This window comes from Cupriavidus basilensis (assembly GCF_029335485.1).
Classification (GTDB): domain Bacteria; phylum Pseudomonadota; class Gammaproteobacteria; order Burkholderiales; family Burkholderiaceae; genus Cupriavidus; species Cupriavidus basilensis_E.
Genome location: NZ_JARJLM010000019.1, coordinates 1 through 17,216, shown reverse-complemented (window position 1 = coordinate 17,216; position 17,216 = coordinate 1). Strand labels below are relative to the sequence as shown.

Annotated in this window: 18 protein-coding genes and 1 pseudogene; 13 read left to right on the top strand and 6 right to left on the bottom strand. The window is 65.5% G+C overall.

Going from position 1 to position 17,216, the window contains the following annotated elements; all coding sequences use genetic code 11:
• Window positions 1–2 precede the first annotated feature (2 nt).
• The 3 genes from P3W85_RS01495 (at window position 3) to P3W85_RS01485 (ending at window position 1,837) form a co-directional block, all read left to right on the top strand.
• Window positions 3–575: a nitrogen fixation protein NifQ gene (locus P3W85_RS01495; protein WP_276263469.1), complete on the top strand. Its 573-nt coding sequence runs from the start codon at window positions 3–5 to the stop codon at window positions 573–575.
• A gap of 624 nt (window positions 576–1,199) precedes the next feature.
• Window positions 1,200–1,445 carry an AbrB/MazE/SpoVT family DNA-binding domain-containing protein gene (locus tag P3W85_RS01490; protein ID WP_017225080.1) on the top strand — a complete coding sequence of 82 codons (246 nt, stop codon included), beginning with the start codon at window positions 1,200–1,202 and terminating at the stop codon, window positions 1,443–1,445.
• Window positions 1,442–1,837: a PIN domain-containing protein gene (locus P3W85_RS01485; RefSeq protein ID WP_017225081.1), complete on the top strand. Its 396-nt coding sequence runs from the start codon at window positions 1,442–1,444 to the stop codon at window positions 1,835–1,837. The genes P3W85_RS01490 and P3W85_RS01485 overlap by 4 nt, the downstream gene beginning before the upstream one ends.
• Window positions 1,838–2,011: 174 nt before the next feature.
• On the opposite strand, the gene P3W85_RS01480 is transcribed toward P3W85_RS01485, so the two are convergent.
• Complete coding sequence (locus P3W85_RS01480; RefSeq protein WP_017226876.1) at window positions 2,012–3,007, bottom strand: tripartite tricarboxylate transporter substrate-binding protein; 996 nt, start codon at window positions 3,005–3,007, stop codon at window positions 2,012–2,014.
• Between the two features lie 75 nt (window positions 3,008–3,082).
• Window positions 3,083–3,748 carry a DJ-1/PfpI family protein gene (locus tag P3W85_RS01475; protein ID WP_276263468.1) on the bottom strand — a complete coding sequence of 222 codons (666 nt, stop codon included), beginning with the start codon at window positions 3,746–3,748 and terminating at the stop codon, window positions 3,083–3,085.
• A 119-nt stretch (window positions 3,749–3,867) separates the two neighbouring features.
• Between P3W85_RS01475 and P3W85_RS01470 the strand changes: the two genes are divergently transcribed.
• Window positions 3,868–4,854: a GlxA family transcriptional regulator gene (locus P3W85_RS01470; protein WP_276263467.1), complete on the top strand. Its 987-nt coding sequence runs from the start codon at window positions 3,868–3,870 to the stop codon at window positions 4,852–4,854.
• 242 nt (window positions 4,855–5,096) lie between these two features.
• The gene (locus P3W85_RS01465; protein ID WP_276263466.1) at window positions 5,097–6,167 is read left to right on the top strand and encodes a helix-turn-helix domain-containing protein; all 1,071 of its coding nucleotides are present in this window, start codon (window positions 5,097–5,099) and stop codon (window positions 6,165–6,167) included.
• Between the two features lie 32 nt (window positions 6,168–6,199).
• Here the strand turns inward: P3W85_RS01465 and P3W85_RS01460 are convergent, their stop codons facing one another.
• Window positions 6,200–7,591 carry a PLP-dependent aminotransferase family protein gene (locus P3W85_RS01460; protein ID WP_276263465.1) on the bottom strand — a complete coding sequence of 464 codons (1,392 nt, stop codon included), beginning with the start codon at window positions 7,589–7,591 and terminating at the stop codon, window positions 6,200–6,202.
• Window positions 7,592–8,012: 421 nt separating this feature from the next.
• On the opposite strand from P3W85_RS01460, the gene P3W85_RS01455 reads away from it, so the two are divergent.
• The 7 genes from P3W85_RS01455 to P3W85_RS01425 all read left to right on the top strand — a co-directional run bounded on the left by P3W85_RS01455 (window position 8,013) and on the right by P3W85_RS01425 (window position 13,891).
• Entirely contained in the window at window positions 8,013–8,495 is a 483-nt protein-coding gene (locus tag P3W85_RS01455) for an MSMEG_0572/Sll0783 family nitrogen starvation response protein (RefSeq protein WP_035811662.1), read from the top strand.
• Between the two features lie 53 nt (window positions 8,496–8,548).
• Window positions 8,549–9,565 carry a Nit6803 family nitrilase gene (locus P3W85_RS01450; protein ID WP_276263464.1) on the top strand — a complete coding sequence of 339 codons (1,017 nt, stop codon included), beginning with the start codon at window positions 8,549–8,551 and terminating at the stop codon, window positions 9,563–9,565.
• Window positions 9,516–10,649 (top strand): MSMEG_0568 family radical SAM protein, encoded by a 1,134-nt coding sequence (locus P3W85_RS01445; protein ID WP_276263463.1) that lies wholly within the window; start codon window positions 9,516–9,518, stop codon window positions 10,647–10,649. Before P3W85_RS01450 ends, P3W85_RS01445 begins: the two co-directional genes overlap by 50 nt.
• On the top strand, window positions 10,646–11,185 hold the full coding sequence (locus tag P3W85_RS01440) for an MSMEG_0567/Sll0786 family nitrogen starvation N-acetyltransferase (protein WP_276263462.1): 540 nt from the start codon (window positions 10,646–10,648) through the stop codon (window positions 11,183–11,185). The genes P3W85_RS01445 and P3W85_RS01440 overlap by 4 nt, the downstream gene beginning before the upstream one ends.
• A gap of 2 nt (window positions 11,186–11,187) precedes the next feature.
• Window positions 11,188–12,198, top strand: a complete 1,011-nt coding sequence (locus P3W85_RS01435) for a sll0787 family AIR synthase-like protein (protein ID WP_276263461.1) — start codon at window positions 11,188–11,190, stop codon at window positions 12,196–12,198.
• A gap of 9 nt (window positions 12,199–12,207) precedes the next feature.
• Window positions 12,208–12,495 carry an MSMEG_0570 family nitrogen starvation response protein gene (locus P3W85_RS01430; RefSeq protein ID WP_017226886.1) on the top strand — a complete coding sequence of 96 codons (288 nt, stop codon included), beginning with the start codon at window positions 12,208–12,210 and terminating at the stop codon, window positions 12,493–12,495.
• Between the two features lie 64 nt (window positions 12,496–12,559).
• Window positions 12,560–13,891 (top strand): MSMEG_0569 family flavin-dependent oxidoreductase, encoded by a 1,332-nt coding sequence (locus tag P3W85_RS01425; protein ID WP_276263460.1) that lies wholly within the window; start codon window positions 12,560–12,562, stop codon window positions 13,889–13,891.
• A 189-nt stretch (window positions 13,892–14,080) separates the two neighbouring features.
• Here the strand turns inward: P3W85_RS01425 and P3W85_RS01420 are convergent, their stop codons facing one another.
• From P3W85_RS01420 to P3W85_RS01410, 3 genes and pseudogenes are all read right to left on the bottom strand, one after another.
• Entirely contained in the window at window positions 14,081–14,788 is a 708-nt protein-coding gene (locus P3W85_RS01420; protein WP_276263459.1) for a CerR family C-terminal domain-containing protein, read from the bottom strand.
• 5 nt (window positions 14,789–14,793) lie between these two features.
• Complete coding sequence (locus P3W85_RS01415) at window positions 14,794–16,050, bottom strand: M24 family metallopeptidase (RefSeq protein WP_017224930.1); 1,257 nt, start codon at window positions 16,048–16,050, stop codon at window positions 14,794–14,796.
• A 135-nt stretch (window positions 16,051–16,185) separates the two neighbouring features.
• Window positions 16,186–16,383, bottom strand: a pseudogene (locus P3W85_RS01410) (transposase); the annotation flags it as partial.
• 363 nt (window positions 16,384–16,746) lie between these two features.
• Here P3W85_RS01410 and P3W85_RS01405 point away from each other — a divergent pair.
• Window positions 16,747–17,214 (top strand): ester cyclase, encoded by a 468-nt coding sequence (locus P3W85_RS01405; RefSeq protein WP_276263458.1) that lies wholly within the window; start codon window positions 16,747–16,749, stop codon window positions 17,212–17,214.
• The last annotated feature ends 2 nt before the right edge of the window (window positions 17,215–17,216 follow it).

Sequence of the window (17,216 nt, the reverse complement as noted above, 5' to 3'; positions counted from 1 at the left end):
CCGTGAACCAGTCGTTGCTGATCCTGGATGCATTTTCGCTGGCGCCCGGCGAACCGGCGAGCCGCGCGCTTGCCGGTGTGCTGGAGAGCGCCAACGCGGGCAGGCTGCCCAGGTTCGCGCAATGGCTCGGGCTGGCGGAGCCGGAGTTCTGGCAGATGCTGGAGCACTGCTTTCCCGGTGCGCGGGCGGCAGGGTGGGCGCCGGAGTCGGCGCCGGTCGACGCCGCGGCGCTGCCTTGCGAGTTTCCCGACCTGGCCCAGATGTTCATCGCCGCAGGAAATCCGGCCCGCCCGGAAACCCGCTGGGCCGCGCATGCCCTGGCCAGTGGCTGCTTCGGCGGCTCTCATCTCTGGCATGACATGGGGCTGTCGGGCAGGCACGATGTGTCTCGCCTGCTTCAGGCATATTTCCGGCCGCTATACGAGGCCAATATCACCGACATGAAGTGGAAGAAGTTCTTCTACCACCAGCTCTGCGAGCGGCTTGACCTGCAACCCTGCCCGGAGCCGGCTTGCGATGGGTGCGATCACTACGCGGCCTGCCACGGCGCCGAGGTCGTGGTCCATTGGCGCTAGACGCGTATGCGCACCCAAACGGCAATCCATCGCCGAAGTCCGGCGCATTCTTCAAATCGGCTTGCCGGAGCGGGAGGATGGGGGCGAGCCCATGCATGAGGCCGGAATTGCAGCGGCAGAATCCGGACCGGAAGGCTCCCTTCCTCGTCAGGGTACCGTATCTGCTGCCTTGCAGCATACTTGTCCATGGCAACGCGACTGACCCCGTTGTTGCCATTCCTCAAAGGTGTAGGCTGTCTCCCCTGCCTACACCTTTTTTTTTGCCTTCGTGCGGAAACAGCGGAAAAAGCGGTCCTTTTGTTGCGGGGTAAGGCAAGTGCCAGAGCGGGTCGCACACCCCCCCGGCATCATTGGATCCTGATCCATCGAAGCGTGTCTTCTACTTCCGTGTGGTGCAGGAATTGCCGCAATGCAGCATATTCCGCCTGGCAGTTCAAATTCGTCGTGGCTGAACCAGGTGGAGAATTGGTTCTCCCGTATCCAGCGTGACGTAAGCAGCGAGACCAGCGCCATGGCGTCGAAGTAACGTTTCGGAAAGGCATCGTGCAGACGCCTTGGCATTGGAGGCCCTTGCATTCCGCATTTCCTTACCATATTGTAAGGAATCAGAAACATGGAGGAGTTATGGCTTCCGCCACCTTGACATCGAAAGGACAGGTCACGATTCCAGTGGACGTTCGGACTCATTTGGGACTGTCTACCGGGGACCGGGTCGAATTTGTGCTCAATGAGCAATCTGGGCGATATGAGATGGTTCCCGCCACCCGGTCCGTGGCGGCCTTGAAAGGGATCATCCGCAAGCCAGCGAAACCGGTGTCGATAGAGGACATGAATACGGCAATCGCTGAACAGGGGGCCGCGGCCCGATGATCGGTCTGGATACAAATGTGTTGGTCCGGTACATCGCGCAAGATGATGCGGTGCAAGCGAAGAAGGCTACTGCTTTGATCGAATCGCTGACGGCCCAAAACCCCGGCTATGTCACGCAGGTGGCACTTGTCGAGGTGGTTTGGGTCCTTACGCGAGCGTACGATGCGAACCGCGAAGAGGTCACACAGGTGATTGAGACGCTACTAAGAACGAAGGAACTGCTTGTCGAAACTGCGGAAACGGTCTGGAAAGCACTGCGGCTCTACGCCGGATCGTCAGCCGATTTCGCCGACTGTTTGATCGAGCGAACGTGCCATGACGCGCAGTGCGAGTACACGGTGACATTTGACACGAAGGCAGCCAAAATCGCAGGGATGCAACTGGTCAGGTAGCATACCAAGACCGAAGACTGGCGGAGTCGACGAGGCGCACTCTGCCGGTACAGCCCGGCCCTGGCCACGTCTCATGCGACGCCGCAACCTGTGGCGCTCCGGTCACTGTTTGTCGGAAGACGCCACACGCAGGCCCACGGATATCCACGCCTGGCACGCTCTCCTGCAATCCGCCTATTGCGGCCGGTAGCCGCTCTCGCGCACGACGCCCGCCAGCGCCGTGCTCACCTGGGCCAGCCGCTGCGCCTGCTCCGCCGGTGTGCCCGGCGCGGGCAGCATGACATGCTCCCGCAGCTTTTCCCCGATTTCCGGCATGGCCAGCACGCGATTCAGTGTGGCGTTGTAGCGTACGACGATGGCGTCGGGCGTTGCGGCGGGCGCATACAGGCCCAGGAAATCGGTGAGGGCGAGCCCGGCGATGCCGGCCTGCGCGAACGAGGGCACGCCAGGCAGCAGCGGCGTGGGGTTGGATACAGCGATGATGCGCAGCTTGCCGTTCTGGTGGTAGGGCAGGAAGTCCGACACGCCGGAGATGCCCGCCGCCACTTGTGCGCCGAGAAGATCCTGCACCAGGGGCGCCGCTCCGCGATATGGCACGGGTACCGTGTCTGCCTTCAGCGCCTTTGAGATTTTGCCGGCGACGAATTCCGGGGCGCTGCCCGCGGCCGGCACGCCGATGCCTGTCTCGCCGGGGTGACGGGCGAACCATGCGCCAAGGCCGGCCAGATTGGTCGCGCCCGTCTTCGGGTGCACTGCCAGGGCAAGCTCGAATGTGGCAATGGTGCCCACCGGGCGGAAATCGGTGGCCGGCGAGAAGCCCGCGTTCCTGACCGTCAGCGGAATCGTGGCCACGGTGTGGGTGTTGCTCAGGAGCAGGACCGAGCCGTCCGCCGGTGCAACCTTCAGGGCCTGCGCGGCAATCTGGCCGCCCGCGCCCGGGCGGTTGTCCACCAGCACGGTCCTGCCCAGTGCCTGCGTGAGTTTTTCCGCAACGATGCGTGCGGCCGTATCGGCGGGGCCGCCGGGCGGGTAGCCCACCAGCAGCCTGACGGGGCCGCGCGCGTCCTGCGCCAGGGCAGCGCACGGTGCCGACAATGCCCATAGGGCGCCGCATAGCAGGAAGGCGCGGGCGGCGCCGCGTGACCGGCGGGATGCAATGGCACGGAACATGAAATCCTCCACAGGTATCGCCGCAGGATGCGGCGAAAGAAAGTGCCGGGCGGCGATGGCCGTGCCCGGCGGTCCTCAGCCCAGCCGCTTGCGCAGGATTGCGCCGCGCGCTTGCACGATGGGCTGCATCTTCGCGCGCATCGCCGCCACGATGGCGGCGGGTGCCTTGTGCGGGCTGCCGCTGTCGAAGGGAGGCTGCGGATCGTATTCGGCGAAGAGTTGAACGCCCTGCGCCACGGCATCGCCGCCGGCCAGTGCGATCACGCGCAAGGCGCAATCGATGCCCGATGTCACGCCTGCCCCGGTCACCCGGTTGCGGTCCACCACCACGCGCTGGTCCACGGGTTTGGCGCCGACCAGTTCCAGCAGCGCATGCGATGCCCAGTGGCACGTCGCCGCGTAGCCTTTGAGCAAGCCGGCGGCACCCAGCAGCAGGGGGCCGGTACAGATACCCACGATCCATTGCGCGCCCGCGGCCTGCCGCGCCAGGAAGCGCAGTACCTCTTCGTCGTCCAGCAGCCTGCCGAGGCCTGGCCCGCCGGGGACGACGAGCATGTCCAGCTGGCCGCAATCGTCCATGCGCCTGGTGGCGCGAAATTCCCAGCCGAGCTCGGTGGCGATCGGGTCGGTGTGCTTCCACACCAGTTGCAGCTGCGCGCCCGGCATGCGCACCAGCAGGTCTGCTGGCGCCACGTAGTCGGTGGCGGTGATGTCCGGAAAAACCAGCATGCCGATTTGCATGGAGAGGGTCCTTGTTGGTTGGGTCCCGGGGTATCCCGGACGATGGATCGTGGTAGTCGTGGCAGGAATATACAATCGGGCTATCTGTCTGAAATGACAATCAGCCCACGATTTCTGCCATGCCGCTTCGCCATATCCGCTTCCTCGTATTCGATCGTTTCCAGGTGCTGGACGTCTGCGGGCCGTTGCAGGTCTTTGCCACCGCCAACGACCTGCTCCGGCAGGCAGGGCGCCCGCCGCAGTACCGGACCCACGTGTGCAGCCTCGCGCCCGGCCTGGTGGACAGTTCCGGGGGCGTCGAGCTGAACGCGCGGGCCATGCCCGCGCGGCTTGGGCGCAAGACGGATACGCTGATCATTCCCGGCGGGCCAGGCGTGTGGGACCGGCCGGCAACCGATGCGCTGGTGCAGTGGATTCGCCGCGCGGCGCCAAGGGTGGAGCGCATCGCTTCGGTATGCACGGGGGCTTTCCTGTTCGCGCGCACCGGCTTGCTTGACGGCAGCCAGGTGGTGACGCACTGGGCTGCGTGCGACCAGCTTGCCGAGGCGTTCCCCGCGCTCAAGGTGCAGCGCGACGCCATCTTTTTTCGCGAGGGCCGGTACTGGAGTTCAGCGGGCGTGACCGCCGGCATCGACATGACGCTGGGCATGGTGGAAGCGGATGCCGGGCGCGAGATCGCCATGGCCGTGGCCAAGACGCTGGTGGTGTTCTACAAGCGGCCCGGCGGGCAGTCCCAGTTCAGCAGCGCGCTGCTGGAGCAAAGCGCGCAGGACGGGCGGATCGCGGGGCTGAACGCGTGGATCGCCAGCCATCTGCATCATCGGCTGGATGTGCCGTCGCTGGCCGAGCGCATGTCCATGACGCCGCGCACCTTTGCGCGCTTCTATCGGCAGCAGACCGGCATGACCCCGGCGCGCGCGGTGGAAAAGATCCGGCTGGAACGCGCCTGCGGCCTGATCGAATCGCATGCGCAGCCGATCAAGTCGGTGGCGCAGGCTTGCGGCTTTTCCTCGGAAGAAATCATGCGCAGGGCGTTCGTGCGCTATCTGCAGGTGTCGCCGTCCGAATACCGGGAGCGGTTCTCGGGGAAGGGGGGACTTGCCTGATGGCCAGGTGCGCGCCGGATCTTCGTCTTGTGTGTGTAGAAAAGGCCACTTCGGCAAGCAGGCATTGCTGGAATCCGGTGAAATCCGGCAACGCCGATTCCTGCTATATTCCTTTGCCCCCACACTGGCGCGCACGGGGGAGGGTCGGGGATCAAACCGGAATCCCGCCGCACCGGGCGGGCCGCAACGATACGGAGATCCGCGATGCGCCCCCACGCACGATCAACCTGCTGCCCGCGCGCATGCCGCTAAGCCGACTGTTGTTGCCGCCAGAGCGGCCGGCGCTTGCGCCGGGCATCGTGCACAGCAATTTCAGCGTGCAGGGCGACGCCCGTTTCAGTTTCCTGGCCTGGCAGGAGCGGATGAGTCCGGTCTACGACATACGGCCTGCCTCGACGGACGGCGAGCAGACCTTCGATGCTTCGCTGTTCCGGTACTCGATCGACGATCTGACCTTCTTCGACATGCGCACCGCCCCCAACGTGGCCGAGCGGTCGCTGGGGCGCGTGTCGACCGAGAACGTCCGCGACGTTTCCTTCAGCGTGTTCCTGGAAGGGGCGCCTGCGCGTTTCCTGGGCGGCAAGCAACGGCCTGACGCGCCGCACATGCCGTCCGTGCCGAGCATCCTCGCGGTGGACATGGATCAGCCGTGCACCATCCGGAGTTTTCAGAGCCGGATGCTGTTGTTCTTTGTGCCGCGGGCCGTGGTGGAAGCTGCGTTCCCCGATGCCGCCTCGCTGCATGGCCGCCTGGTTGAGGCCAACACACCCTTGACGCGCCTGCTGGTCGCGCATCTGGTGACGCTCAACCGGCAGATCGTGGGCCTGGGCAAGGAGGAGGCGGCTCAGTCCTTTCGTACCGCGGTCGAACTGCTGGCCGCGGCGTTCAGCCGGCAGGTGGGTCTTTCCGGCAACGCGCGCGCGGCGGTGCGGGCCGCGGTGTACGGACAAGTGCGGCGGTATGTCGAGGCCAATCTGCACGACCCCGGCCTGTCCCCGGAGAGCGTGCTGCAATCGCTGCGCCTGTCGCGCGCCAGCGTGTACCGGCTGTTCGCGCATGAAGGCGGCCTGGCCGCTTATATCCGCAGCCGCAGGCTGCGAACGGCGGCCGATGAGCTGGTTCGCTTTCCGCATCTGCAGGTGCAGGATATCGCCGCGGGGCTGGGCTTCAATAATGCGTCGAGCTTTACACGCGCATTCCGCCGCGCCTACGGCATCGCGCCGCAGGATTTGCACGGGTATGCACCGTTGCTCCGGCGCGATGAGGCAAGGCCATACCAGCATGCCTCCTGGCGCGCGGCGGGCGTCCGATAACCGCGATTCCGGTCCGGGCCCGGGCTGCCCGGCTACAGCATCGCCGAATGCAGGTGGTGGGGATCGTCCAGCGTATCGGCCGCGATCTGCAGCGATTCCTCCACCTCATCGCGGTCGCCCGGTCCGCCCAGGCAGAGCCGGATCGCGTCCGGCGGGTTGCCATCGGTGGAGAAGGCGGCGCTCGATACCGCGCCGATGCCGCGCGAGCGCAGGTGCAGCGCCAGTTCGGAAGGGCGCCAGCCGCTGTCCGCCGGTATCGGTAGCCACAGGTGGAAGCCTTCCGGGTCCGCGTCGTAGGGGCGCGCCGCGAATACCTCCCGGGCCAGGAGCTGCCGGGCCACGCTCTCGGCGCGGATGGCCTTGAGCATGTCTTCCGCCGTGCCGTCCTTGATCCATGACGTGGCCAGCAGCGTGTTGAAGGGGCTCGCCATGACGGTGGTGGCGCGCAGCGTGCCGGCCAGCCGCTGGGTCTGGCGCGCGGTGGGGCCGTTGATGAAGGCAATGCGCAATCCCGCGCCAAAGCACTTCGACAGGCCGGTGACGTAGTAGGTGAGCTCCGGCGCCAGCGTGGCCAGCGCATCGGGCGTGCGCTGCGGCAGCATGCCGTAGGCATCGTCCTCGATGATCGGCACGTTGTAGCGCAGGGCGATATCGGCCAGGATCTCGCGCCGGCCTTGCGGCATGGTCCTGGTGCTGGGATTCTGCAAGGTCGGGTTGCAGTACAGCGCACTCGGCTTCTGCGTCTTGCACAGCGTCTCGAATGCCGGCCCGAGCGGGCCTTCCTCGTCGCCGGGCAGGGCTTGCAGCTGCACGCCGAGTTGCGTGGCGATGGCCTTGATGCCGGGGTAGGCCAGCGCATCCAGGCAGATGGTCTGGCCGGGACGGGCCAGCAGCGATACCAGCGCCACCAGCGCGCTGTGGATGCCGGGGCAGATCAGCACGGTATCCGGACGGCAGGCGGGCACATATCGCTTCAGCCATTCCACGGCCACGGCGCGGTCGGCCGGCGTGCCGCCGAAATCCTGGTAGCGCAGCAGGTCATAGGGATCCGTCGTGCTCATCAGGCGGGCCGCCGACTCTCGCAGCTTTGCCGTCAGCGCAGGCGGCTCGGGCGGGTTGTTCATGGTCATCTCGGCACCGGTGCCGGCGCGCAGCGGCAGCGCGGGCGGACGCCCCCGTACAAAGGTGCCGCTGCCGGCCTTGGCGTCGATCAGCCCGCGCTTGCGGGCTTCGGCGTAGGCGCGTGCCACGGTGGTGTAGTTGAGCCGCAGCGCATCGGCCAGATCGCGCAGTGCCGGAAGGCGGTCGCGCGCTTGCAGGCGGCCGCTTGCCAGGTCTTCCTCGATCAGGTCGGGGATCGCCAGGTAAGCGGGTTTGGCGCTCTCGGAGAGGCGTTTCAGCCAATGGCTGGCCATTGCGGACAAGGTGGGCTCCAGGCGGTTCGGGGGTGGCTTCAGGGGAGGCGATACCGAGCCGTCAGGCTATCACAATGATCGTTTTCCGTGCGGAAAGTGATCGCATCTAGCGTTGCGCAATGATGGTGCGTGATCGCCCGGATTGCACTGCTTGCGGGCGTCCGGCCAGTGCCGGCACGTGTCGCGGCGGTGCATGCCCCAAATTGAACTGTGTCCGCCAGTGCACAAGCAAGCCGGTCAACTTCCGCCTTCCGGAAAAATCACCGATGCGATCAATGAGTGATTGTGTGCTTGATCGGCAATTGATTGCATCCGTAGGTGGGATATATGGCATGGCGCGTGCTCATGGTGTGGTGTCGGCCCCCCGGCCGATCGATCGAAACGACACATCGAACGATCGATTGAACCCACCATCCCCATGGAGCACAGCATGCCCGCAGTCAACAAACCGGCCCACAAGAAAGGCGATTTCCTGGTCGACTACGAAGAGAAGGTTTTCGAGGACGTGAAGGCGGAGCCGGGCGAGAAGGCGCTGGTCACCTTCCACACCGTCGCCTTCGAAGGTTCGATCGGCTTCGTCAACCTGCTGCAGGCCACGCGGCTGCAGCGCAAGGGCTTCGAGACTTCCATCCTGCTGTACGGCCCGGGCGTGACGCTTGGCCTGCAGCGCGGCTTTCCCACGCTGGGCGACGAAGCCTTCGCCGGCCACCTCAACTTCAACAAGCAGATCACCAAGTTCATGGAAGAGGGCGGCAAGGTCTACGCCTGCCGCTTTGCGCTGCAAGCGCTCTATGGCCACGGCGAGGCCTCGCTGATCGAAGGCATCCGCCCGATCAGCCCGCTCGACGTGCTGGACCTGAAGCTGATCCACCGCAAGGAGAACGCGCTGATCCTGGATACCTGGACCGTTTGAGACACGGATAGGCAGATAGATAGATAGGCAGATAGAAAAAGGCGGGCACCACCATGTCACAGAAACGCATTGTGCGCGCGGCCGCGGTCCAGATCTCACCGGACCTCGAGCAAGGCGAAGGCACCCTCGGCAAAGTCTGCGAGGCCATCGACCGCGCCGCGCGGGAAGGCGTGCAGCTGATCGTCTTTCCGGAAACCTTCCTGCCGTACTACCCGTACTTTTCCTTCGTACGGCCGCCCGTGCAGTCCGGCGGCGACCATATGCGCCTGTACGAGCTGGCGGTGGTGGTGCCCGGCCCCGTCACCCATGCCGTGGCCGAGCGCGCGCGCCGGCACGGCATGGTGGTGGTGCTGGGCGTCAACGAACGCGACCATGGCAGCCTCTACAACACGCAACTGATCTTCGATACCGATGGCCGCCTGGCGCTCAAGCGCCGCAAGATCACGCCGACCTTCCATGAACGCATGATCTGGGGCCAGGGCGACGCGGCCGGCCTGAAGGTGGCCGACACCGCCATCGGCCGCGTGGGCGCGCTGGCCTGCTGGGAGCACTACAACCCGCTGGCCCGCTACGCGCTGATGACCCAGCACGAGGAAATCCACTGCAGCCAGTTTCCCGGCTCGCTGGTGGGGCCGGTCTTTGCGGAGCAGATCGAGGTCACCATCCGCCACCACGCGCTGGAATCCGGCTGCTTCGTGGTGAACGCCACCGGCTGGCTCACCGACGGGCAGATCGCCTCGGTGACCACCGACCCCGCCTTGCAGAAGGCGCTGCGCGGCGGCTGCAACACCGCCATCGTGTCGCCGGAGGGCCAGCACCTGGCGCCGCCGCTGCGCGAGGGCGAGGGCATGGTGATTGCCGATCTCGATCTGTCGCTCATCACCAAGCGCAAGCGAATGATGGATTCGGTGGGGCACTACGCCCGGCCCGAACTGCTCAGCCTTGCCATCAACGACCGGCCGGCGGCCACTGCCTCGCCCATGGCCGCCGCCTTCTCCAACTTCCACGGGAGCACCCATCATGAACTCCAGCGAGATGATGCCGGCCTCGAGCCGGTTGTCGGTAACTGAACTTCGGACCGAGCTGCAATCGGTGGGGCTGCGCCTGCTGGACCCGGCGGCGGGCGCGGCCAGCCGGCGCGGCGGCGCGGGACCGTCCGACCATAAGGCGGTGACCATCGATGGCGTGACCATCATGGTGCCGGTGCACACCAATACCGCCTGGCATTCGCCGTACGTGGCGTCGCCGCCGGATGGCAAGGGCACCAGCGCGCTGATGCGCGGCACGATCCCGATCGCCGATATCAGCTTTCCGAAAGCACCGCGTTTCTACGGGCTGCAGACGCTGGATGGCGTGCCGTACGCCCAGATCGCTACGCTGCACAGCGCGGATGTATTGGCCACCACGGTGCTGCAGACCTGCATCCGCTACGAGAGCCGGCGCAAGACCTGCAAGTTCTGCGCGATCGGGCAGTCGCTGGCCGCCGGGCGCACCATCGCCCGCAAGACGCCGGAGCAACTGGCCGAAGTGGCGCGCGCCGCGGTGCTGCTGGATGGCGTCAAGCATATGGTGCTGACCACCGGCACGCCGCCCACGCCGGACCGGGGCGCCCGCATGCTTTGCGAAAGCGCTTTCGCGATCAAGGCGGCGGTCGATCTGCCCATCCAGGCGCAATGCGAACCGCCGGACGATGATCGCTGGTTCGATCGCATGAAGGCCTCCGGCATCGATACGCTGGGCATGCACCTGGAAGTGGTGACGCCCGCCCTGCGCGAACGCATCATGCCCGGCAAGGCGGCGGTGCCGGTCAGCCGCTATATGGAAGCATTCAAGGCTGCGGTAGCCGTGTTTGGCCGGGGGCAGGTGAGTACGTATATCCTCGCCGGGCTTGGCGACAGCGCCGAGACCATCCTGTCGGTCTCGCGCGAGCTGGTCGAGCTGGGTGTCTATCCTTTCGTGGTGCCCTTTGTGCCGATCACGGGCACGCCGCTGGAAGACCATCCGGCGCCGCCGTCTGAATTCATGAAGTCCATCCTCAAGCCGCTCGGCGCCATGATCGGCGCGGCGGGCATGCGCTCGGCGGATATCAAGGCGGGCTGCGGCAAGTGCGGCGCGTGCTCCTCGCTGTCTTCGTATGAGGAGGTGGCCGCATGAGCGACGATCTTTGCGTTGAGGTGCCCGCGGCGACAGCATTCCGCATCCGCTGGGCCGGGGCCGGGTGGGAGGTGGAGCAGGCCATGGCGTTGCGCCGGGCGGTGTTCTGCCACGAGCAGCGTATTTTCAAGGACGACGATCGCGACGAGATCGACGATGTGGCGCAACTGCTGGTCGCGGTGAAATGCGAAGCGGACGGACCCGGGATGGTGGTTGGCACGGTACGCATCCATGAAGCCGAGCCTGGCGTTTGGTTTGGCTCCCGCCTTGCCGTGCATGCCGCGTATCGCAGCCACGGCAGGATCGGCGCGACGCTGATCAAGCTCGCGGTCAGCAGCGCGCATGGGCTGGGTTGCAAGACATTCCTCGCGCATGTGCAAAGCCAGAACGTGCCGCTGTTCCTCCGCCTGCATTGGGCCGTGCTGGCCGAGGAAACCCTGCTTGGCCGCCCGCACCACCTGATGCAGGCCGGCATGGACCACTACCCGGCCTGCCTGACGCCGCGCATCGGCATGTCGACGCTGGGCAGGAGCTGAGCATGCATGTCGCACAAATCGTGGAAAGCCTGCGCGCCAGCCGCGGCTTCGGCCACAAGCGGGATATCGCTGGCGTGCTGTCGGCGCTGGGCAATGCGCTGCCGGGCGGGGTGGGCGATCTCGGCCAGGCCGTTGCCGTGGGCGACGATTGCGCCGTCATTGCGGATCAGGATGGCTACCTGCTGTTCGCCATCGAGGGCATGGTCAGCGACTTCATCCGTGCCAAGCCGTGGTTCGCCGGCTACAGCGCGGTGATGGTCAATGTCAGCGACGTCTATGCCATGGGCGGCCGCCCGCTGGCGGTGGTGGATGCCATCTGGAGCCAGGGCGTGGGCGACGCCGCCGAAGTGCTCAGGGGCATGGCGGCAGCCTCGGCGGCGTACGGCGTGCCCATCGTCGGCGGCCACAGCAATGCCCGCAGCGATCACGGCCAGCTTGCGGTGGCCATTGTCGGCCGGGCGGGCAGCCTGCTCTCCAGCTTCGCGGCGCGTCCGGGTGACCGGCTGCTGATGGCGGTTGACCTGCGCGGCGCCTTTGCCGAGCCATATCCCTACTGGAACGCCTCCACCGAGGCGCCGGCCGGGCGGCTGCGGGCCGATCTGGAACTGCTGCCAGCGCTGGCCGAAGAGGGCCTGTGCGCCGCCGCCAAGGACATCAGCATGGCCGGTACGCTGGGTACGGCGCTGATGCTGCTGGAGTGCTCCGGCGTTGGCGCCCGGATCGACTTGCAGCGCGTGCCGGCGCCGGCGGGCGTACCGCTGCAGCGCTGGCTCACGGCGTTTCCCAGCTACGGGTTCCTGCTGGCCGTGCGCGAGCCGGACGTGGAGCGCGTGAGCGCGCGCTTCAGGGCGCGGGACATTGCCTGTGCGCAGATCGGCATCATCGACGATTCACGGCAGGTCTCGGTCAGCGGGGCCGGCGAAAGCGCACTGCTGTGGGACTTCGCGCGTGATGCATTCATCGTTCCGCAGGCCGGTGCGCCGGCGCGGGGCACCACCCCAGCCGATGCCTGAGGAGCTGTCATGCCAGTCACGCATTTCCGGGTACGTTGGCCCGATCAGAGCGAAGCCACGTGCTATTCCCCGTCATCGGTGGTCAGCGAATTCTTCGTCGCCGGGCAGGACTACGCGCTGGAGGAATTCCTGGTCCGTGCACGGCAGGCGCTGGGCAGCGCCTCCGAGCGCGTCAGGGCGAGGTATGGCTACGCCTGCTCGTCCGCGATGGACCAGCTTGAACAGATAGAGAGCACCGCCGCGCGCTTCGGCGCGCAGCCGGACGCCACGGTGCGCGTGCTTGGCTTTGGCCGTTAGCCCAGCGCTGAACGCACTTCACCCTACTGCATTGCATATCACCGTATTCAAGGAAGGACGCATCATGTCGAACACCCTCAGCGAAACCAAGGCCACGGCCACGCCTCCCAGACATTACAGCGTGATCGTCGTCGGCGGAGGCCAGGCCGGCTTGTCCATGAGCTACTACCTCAAGCAGGCCGGCATCGATCATCTCGTGATCGAGAAGCACACCGTCGCCCACACCTGGCGCAGCCAGCGCTGGGACGCCTTTTGCCTGGTCACGCCGAACTGGCAGTGTGCCTTGCCGGGCTATCCCTATCAGGGCGACGATCCGCACGGGTTCATGAAGAAGGATGAGATCATCGCCTATCTCGACGGCTTTATCGGCATGGTCGACGCGCCCGTGCTGGAGCACGCCGAGGTCCGGCGCGTGAAGCCGCTGGAGCAGGGTGGCTACCTGGTCTCCACCTCGCAGGGTGACTTCACCGCAGGGCAGGTGGTGGTGGCCTCGGGCGGCTATCACACACCGATCGTGCCGCGCATGGCGGAGCGGCTGCCCGCCGGCATCCGGCAGATGCAGTCCTCCGAGTACCGCAGCCCGCAAGCCCTCCCGGGGGGCGGCGTGCTGGTGGTGGGCTCGGGCCAGTCCGGCGCGCAGATCGCGGAAGACCTGCACCTGGCCGGCCGCAAGGTGTTCCTGGCCGTCGGCGAGGCGCCGCGCTGCGCGCGCTTCTACCGCGGCCGCGACGTAGTGGACTGGCTGGCGGACATGCAGTATTACGACATGCCGGTGCAGGAGCATCCGCTGCGCGAAGGCGTGCGCGACAACACCAACCACTATGTGACCGGGCGCGATGGCGGACGCGATATCGACCTGCGCAGGTTCGCCACCGAAGGCATGGAGCTGTTCGGTTCGCTCGAAGACTTCCATGACGGCAAGCTGCGCTTTACGCCGAACCTGAAAGCCAACCTCGACGATGCGGACGATACCTACAACCGCATCAACGCCAGCATCGACAAATACATCGACAGGCACGGCATCGCCGCGCCGGCCGCCAGCACGTATGCGCCGGTATGGACGCCGGGCGAGGAACGTTGGGCATTGGACCTGGCCGAGGCCGGCATCGGCGCCATCGTCTGGTGCATCGGCTTCCGCCCGGATTTCAGCTGGCTGGAGGCGCCGGTCTTCAACGGGCGCGGCTATCCGGGCCACGTGCGCGGCGTGACCGCGCAGGATGGGCTGTATTTCCTTGGCCTGCCATGGCTGCACACCTGGGGCTCGGGCCGCTTCTCGGGCATCGCCCGCGACGCGGAGTACCTGGCCGGACTGGTCCGGCAGAAACGCGGTGCCGATGCGCTGGGTGTCGAACATCATCGAACCCTGGACCTGTTGCCCCTGGCTGGGGCAGTTTGATCCCGTCAGGGTTGAATCCTGGCGTCGTGCATCTTTGCGCTTTCGGGCAGGTGAGTCGCTTGGCTTGGACTCCCCGCGCCTGACTCGTTGATAATTCGCGGGCCAACGCTAAATGCCGGCGACATCGAGCGGCCTCAAAGGCCTCTCGGCAAGAGGCCATGGGTCTAACCCACGCCAGTCCGAAAAGCCTTAGCCCTTGGCCGCGCTCACTGCCGTGTTTCCGACCAAATCGGCGATTTCCGCCACCATGTCGCGGGTAAGGCGCTTGGCGCCAAGGCGCCGCAGCAGAGCCTCGCGCGCCACGGCGAATACGATAGCCTGGCCCAAGATGGCATGGGCGCGCAGGATGCTTTCGGGGCTGTCGGGTGTCTCGCACCGGATTGCCGCCACCAGCGCCGTCACGGCTTCATGTAGCGGCACGAACAGGACGACCTGGATAGCGTCGAACTTCGGCGTGGGCTGGAGCTGCTCGCGCGCCAGCAGTAGGCTGCGGGCAGCGGCAGTCTCCGAGTCCAGCAACGCCGTAGTGAAAGCGCGCATGAGCCCATCCAGCTGGGTCGCGGCTTCCTTGGCCGTGGCGGGCGGCGCGGCAGGCAAGTCCAGGCGCTGGACGATGTCTTGCGCGGTCTGTTCCAGCACTGCGGCGTAGACGCCTTCCTTGCCGCCGAAATGGTAAGGAATGGCGGCTTGGTTCACGCCTGCGGCTTCCGACAACTGCCGTGTGCGCACGCCTTCCAGGCCCAGCCGGCTGAACAGTGCCAGTCCGGCCTGGATTAGCCGTTCACGCGTCTCGGCTGCGCGGTCGGTGGATGGGTCTTCAATAGTCGATCTGCTCATTTCGGTGTCGTTTTCCATGTCGCCGGCCTGCGTCTGCGCGAGGCCGCGGCCGGCGACCATCAGCCCTAGCCGTCGGCACGCATCAGCCGGGTTGAGTTCTCGTTCAGCGCAATGCCACCTTGTTCTCCCACGATGACCGTGCCGCCAATATTGGCCAAATGGCGCCCGAAACCGCAATTGGGTTCAAACGCAAAGCACATGCCTGTCTGCAGTGGAAGTTCCCGCCCTACTGTCGGCAAGGGCCTGAGTTGCGGATAGCGGGCGGCTTCAGGCAGCGATTCTATGCCGGGCGCGGTGCCAAAGCCTACCGGGCCGTAAGGATTGATGCTGTGCACCAGCGGATGCACATGCCATCCGCCCGACGCCAGAAGGGGAGCTTCCATGGCATCGACCAGGTCGCCGAAGGTGTTGCCGGCGCGTAGCGCCATCATTCCGGCTTCGTAGCTGGCACGGGCGACGTCCGCAGCGCGCAGGATGTTCGGATGCACCTCGCCGACAGCAACTGCGGCCTGATGCTGGGTTTCCATCAAGCCATAGAGCGCGAAGATCTCCGACAGCACGATGTCGCCCTCGCGCAGGGTTCGCGGCGATTGCGAGCGGTACTGCCACGCAGGCGGTCCCCAGCCCACATATTCGGGGCCGGATCCCAACAGGATCTCGGCGGTATAGCCGCCCATGGAGAAGCAGGCGGCGACGACCGCGGCCACCAGGTCAGCCTCGCTGACGCCCGGTTTGGCGGTGGCGCGCAGCGTTTCACTCATGGCTTCGCCGATCCGGGCGGCATAGCGAATCAACCCCAGCTCTTCTTCGCTTTTGACCGAGGCGCGTTTGAAGAAAGCCTTGTACACGGGCTGGAATTCCGCCTTCGGCAGCGCTTGCTCCAGTCCCTGCATGGTGCGTGCCGGCATGGCGCCATCGAAATAGAAAGGCGGGTAGGGTTCTAGCCCGATGATGCCGATCCGGCCGCCGTCCAGTCCCCGTTGCGCCAGCCAAGCGCCAACATCGCGGCCAGACTTGCCCACATATAGATGTTCCGGCGAGATCCATTGCAGGTCACCGCGCAAGGCCGCTTGGATGTGGTCAGCGATCATCAGCGACGCGAAGGTATAGACCCGGGGCTTTTCGTCGCCGATGAAACACACGATGGATCCGGGGCGGTCATTGCTGAAATAACTGTCCGGTGAGAAGCCGGCGGGCGCGGCCGCTTCCCGGTCGCCGTAGACGATCAGAGCCCGCAGGTCTTCCGTCCGCATGATGTCGCGGGCAAGGTTCCAGCGCCGGTCTCTTTCCGCCAGCGACAGCGGGGCGGGTTGAGCGAACATGTTGCACTCCTTTGAAGTGGATGGTGCGTTTATAGTAATTCATTCAAATGAATGAATCAAATGAATTAATTTGCGGGCCCGTTTTTCGCCCGCCTCAACAGCTCGCACCGACGACGAATCGACGGCTGCTCGTTAGAGATCGAGTTGGCCCGCCTCGCGTAGCTTCGCGAGCAGCAACTCGTGCAGTCGGCCCCACACGCCCGCCTTCTGCCAGTCGCGCAGACGCCGCCAGCAGGTCGGGCCTGAACCAAAGCCCAACTTGGTCGACAGGTCGCACCAGCGTATTCCGGTTTTGAACACGAACAGAATGCCGTTCAACACAGCCCGGTCCGACGCGGCAAAGGATCGTTCAACCGCGAACAATGTTCAATGGCTTCGATCGTCGCCCGCCTAATGCGATCGGTGGGCAGGCCATGACTCGGGGCAGCCATTGCGGCGGCTCTGCTTATTCGAGTCGCTTGCGCGTTTCGAGCCAGCAGCGCCTCGACATCCATCCGATAGTGCCGCCCAAACTGCAGATGCTTCTGCTTGAGTCGCGCTGACTGCCTGCTGGCCAGTGCGCCGGTGCCTCGATCTTCGGATTGGTTTGTGCAGCAAGAATCGGAGTTCTGAACAACGCGGGGATGCCTATTCTCTTGCTCAGGGCATCGAATGGTTTCGATGCACCTTCCCGAAACTAACTGTGAGGACCTTTCCATGAGCAAAGAAGAGCAGAACAAGGCCGTCGTCGATCGTTGGTTCACGGAATTCTGGGGCAAGAATGTCAACCTGGCGGTGATCGATGAGATTGCGGCCCCGAACATGCTGCTCAAGTATTCGTTGCACGAGCCTCGCCGTGGTCGCGAGGATATCAAGGCCTTCATGACCGACTTTCGTGCCGCGTTCCCCGATCTCAACTTCTGGGGCACGGCTGAGCTGATCGCCGAAGGCGACTATGTCGTCGGCCAGTGGGAAGGTGGCGGTACCCACACGGGCCCGGCATTTGGTGACTTCCTGATTGGCGGTTTGCCTGCCGCAACTGGCCGCAGGATGCACTTCACCGGTACTACCGTGCTGAAGGTGATCGACGGCAGGATTGTGGAAGAACTCGGCCTGGACGACGGGGTGGCTGCGCTGACCCAGCTCGGCCTGATCAAGGAGGCCGCCATTAATGGCGACGGCTGATT

Excerpts from the sequence above, each read along its gene's own strand:
- P3W85_RS01490 (WP_017225080.1), top strand. The coding sequence starts at position 1,200 with ATGGCTTCCGCCACCTTGACATCGAAAGGACAGGTCACGATTCCAGTG.
- P3W85_RS01485 (WP_017225081.1), top strand. The coding sequence starts at position 1,442 with ATGATCGGTCTGGATACAAATGTGTTGGTCCGGTACATCGCGCAAGAT.
- P3W85_RS01480 (WP_017226876.1), bottom strand. The coding sequence starts at position 3,007 with ATGTTCCGTGCCATTGCATCCCGCCGGTCACGCGGCGCCGCCCGCGCC.
- P3W85_RS01475 (WP_276263468.1), bottom strand. The coding sequence starts at position 3,748 with ATGCAAATCGGCATGCTGGTTTTTCCGGACATCACCGCCACCGACTAC.
- P3W85_RS01470 (WP_276263467.1), top strand. The coding sequence starts at position 3,868 with ATGCCGCTTCGCCATATCCGCTTCCTCGTATTCGATCGTTTCCAGGTG.
- P3W85_RS01465 (WP_276263466.1), top strand. The coding sequence starts at position 5,097 with ATGCCGCTAAGCCGACTGTTGTTGCCGCCAGAGCGGCCGGCGCTTGCG.
- P3W85_RS01455 (WP_035811662.1), top strand. The coding sequence starts at position 8,013 with ATGCCCGCAGTCAACAAACCGGCCCACAAGAAAGGCGATTTCCTGGTC.
- P3W85_RS01450 (WP_276263464.1), top strand. The coding sequence starts at position 8,549 with ATGTCACAGAAACGCATTGTGCGCGCGGCCGCGGTCCAGATCTCACCG.
- P3W85_RS01445 (WP_276263463.1), top strand. The coding sequence starts at position 9,516 with ATGAACTCCAGCGAGATGATGCCGGCCTCGAGCCGGTTGTCGGTAACT.
- P3W85_RS01440 (WP_276263462.1), top strand. The coding sequence starts at position 10,646 with ATGAGCGACGATCTTTGCGTTGAGGTGCCCGCGGCGACAGCATTCCGC.
- P3W85_RS01435 (WP_276263461.1), top strand. The coding sequence starts at position 11,188 with ATGCATGTCGCACAAATCGTGGAAAGCCTGCGCGCCAGCCGCGGCTTC.
- P3W85_RS01430 (WP_017226886.1), top strand. The coding sequence starts at position 12,208 with ATGCCAGTCACGCATTTCCGGGTACGTTGGCCCGATCAGAGCGAAGCC.
- P3W85_RS01425 (WP_276263460.1), top strand. The coding sequence starts at position 12,560 with ATGTCGAACACCCTCAGCGAAACCAAGGCCACGGCCACGCCTCCCAGA.
- P3W85_RS01420 (WP_276263459.1), bottom strand. The coding sequence starts at position 14,788 with ATGGTCGCCGGCCGCGGCCTCGCGCAGACGCAGGCCGGCGACATGGAA.
- P3W85_RS01415 (WP_017224930.1), bottom strand. The coding sequence starts at position 16,050 with ATGTTCGCTCAACCCGCCCCGCTGTCGCTGGCGGAAAGAGACCGGCGC.
- P3W85_RS01405 (WP_276263458.1), top strand. The coding sequence starts at position 16,747 with ATGAGCAAAGAAGAGCAGAACAAGGCCGTCGTCGATCGTTGGTTCACG.